Source organism: Candidatus Limnocylindrales bacterium, from assembly GCA_035571835.1.
GTDB lineage: Bacteria > Desulfobacterota > Binatia > UBA1149 > CAITLU01 > DATNBU01.
This window is the reverse complement of record DATNBU010000020.1, coordinates 1-2,091: the sequence shown is the minus strand read 5'-3', so window position 1 is coordinate 2,091 and position 2,091 is coordinate 1. Positions and strand designations below refer to the sequence as shown.

At 66.0% G+C, this 2,091-nt stretch carries 2 protein-coding genes; both read left to right on the top strand.

Annotated elements, in window-relative coordinates; all coding sequences use genetic code 11:
* Window positions 1-580, top strand: a 580-nt coding sequence (locus VN634_09225) for a carotenoid oxygenase family protein (protein ID HXC51050.1), incomplete at its 5' end; no start/stop codon positions are given.
* Between the two features lie 73 nt (window positions 581-653).
* A partial coding sequence (locus VN634_09220; GenBank protein HXC51049.1) for a penicillin acylase family protein occupies window positions 654-2,091 on the top strand: 1,438 nt, incomplete at its 3' end.

The window sequence follows — 2,091 nt, the reverse complement described above, 5'->3', positions numbered from 1 at the left end:
AACCGGCTCGGTGCGCTGGTTCAACGTGGACCCGTGCTATGTTTTCCATCCGCTGAACGCGTACGAGGACGCGGGCCGCATCACCGTCGAAGTCGCGCGCTATCCGGAGCTGTGGCGGGCCGGCACCGCGAAATTCGATCTCGCGTCGCTGCACCGCTGGGAGCTCGATCTCGCGAGCGGCACAGCAACCGAGACGCCGATCGACGACCGGCCGATCGAGTTCCCCCGCATCGACGACCGTCTCTGCGGGCGCAGGCATCGCTACGGATACGCGGTGCGCAACCTGTCGTCGAAGGACGACGAGGCGACGTCGCTTCTCAAGTATGACCTCGTCAGCGGCTCGACGAGCGAGCACGATTTCGGACCCGGCCGTTATCCGGGCGAAGCGGCGTTCGCGCCCGATCCGTCGTCGCGCGAAGAAGACGGCGGCTGGCTGCTGTCGTTCGTCTACGATGCCACGCGAGACCGCTCGGATCTCGTCATTCTTGACGCGCAGCGGTTCGCCGCGCAGCCGGTCGCGACCATCCATCTCCCCTGCCGGGTCCCGTTCGGGTTCCATGGGAACTGGATGGCCGATTGACGCAGGCCGAAACACCGTTGGGATAACGGGGCGGGCGTCGTATAACCGCTTACCGTTCCTGGGAGGGACCAACGTGAACATACGACCGATCTCCGCCGCTTCGCGGCATGCCTTCGCCGTGCTGCTGCTTGCCGGCGGCATCTTTTGTTCCCCGCTTCGCGCCGGGGCAGCCGACGAATCGCTGTTCCTCAACATCCTGCCGCCGGGCAACAACGGTTACATGACCGTCGGCGAGTCCCTGCCGTACTTCGACGACGGAACGCTTCCGGCGAACTTCGACGACCAGAGCCCGCTCTATGCGGCGCTGACCTACGCGGCGCCGGGAATCACGGAGGCCCAGCTCACCAACTACTTCAAGCCTGCACCGATCGGCCTGTCGGGCAATCCTCCCGATGCGCCGGTGCCGAGCTTCATCGGGCTTTCGATCACGCGCGATGACTTCGGCGTACCGAACATCCAGGCAAAGAGCCGCGACGCTGCAATGTTCGGCGTCGGCTGGGCGTCGGCAGCGGACCGGCTCTTCTCGATGGACGTCGCCCGCCACGCGGGACGCGGCCGCATCTCCGAGCTCGTCGGCTACGACCCGGCGCTGATCGAGCAGGATCGTGAGGTGTACGCGTTCGCCGGCTACGACGAAGCCGATTTCCAGCAGCAGTACGACAACCAGCTCGCGACCGGTGGCGGCGCCGCCAAGCGCGTGGACCGCGACATCACGATGTTCGTCGAGGGCATCAACTCGTTCATCGCCAAGGTGAACAACGGTCAGATCGCCGAGCCGGTCGAGTACTACGGGCTCGGCATCGACCCGATCCCGTTCTTCACGAAGACCGACGTGCTGTCGATCGCCGTGTTCCTCGAATTCCTGTTCGGTGCCGGCGGCGGCAACGAGCACAACAACGCGGCGTTTCTCGCCAAGCTCCAGACCAATCTCGGCGCCGGCCCGGGCGAATCGCTGTGGCGCGATCTTCGCAGCGCCGAAGAGCCCGATGCGCCGGTAACGACCGACCTTTCGTTCCCGTACCTGATCCAGGGCCCGGTCGATGACAACGCGGTGGCGATCCCCGATACGGGCTCGGTCGTCGGCCACGATGCCGTCGAGGTGCTCGGCCCGCTGCCGGCGGGCATGTCGAGCGCTGCAACCGGAACGGTCAGCTCGTTCGTGCGTGCAAGCGGCCCTCCGTCGATGAGCAACTTCGTCGCGGTCACGGGCGAGAACGCCGTCGGTGGTCATCCCATTCTGGTCGGCGGACCGCAGACCTCGTACCTGGTGCCCGAGCTGCTCTATGAGTTCAGCGTCAACGGCGGCGGCTTCAAGACCCGCGGCGTTGCACCGATCGGCTCGCCGTACGTCGTGCTCGGCCGCGGGCGCAATTACGCATTCACGGCCACGGCGGGCGGCTCGGACAACACCGACGTTCGCGTCGAGCTGCTGTGCAATCAGGACGCGTCGCCGCCGACGATCAATTCCACCAGCTACATGTTCCACGGCGTCTGCACGCCGATGTTCGAGC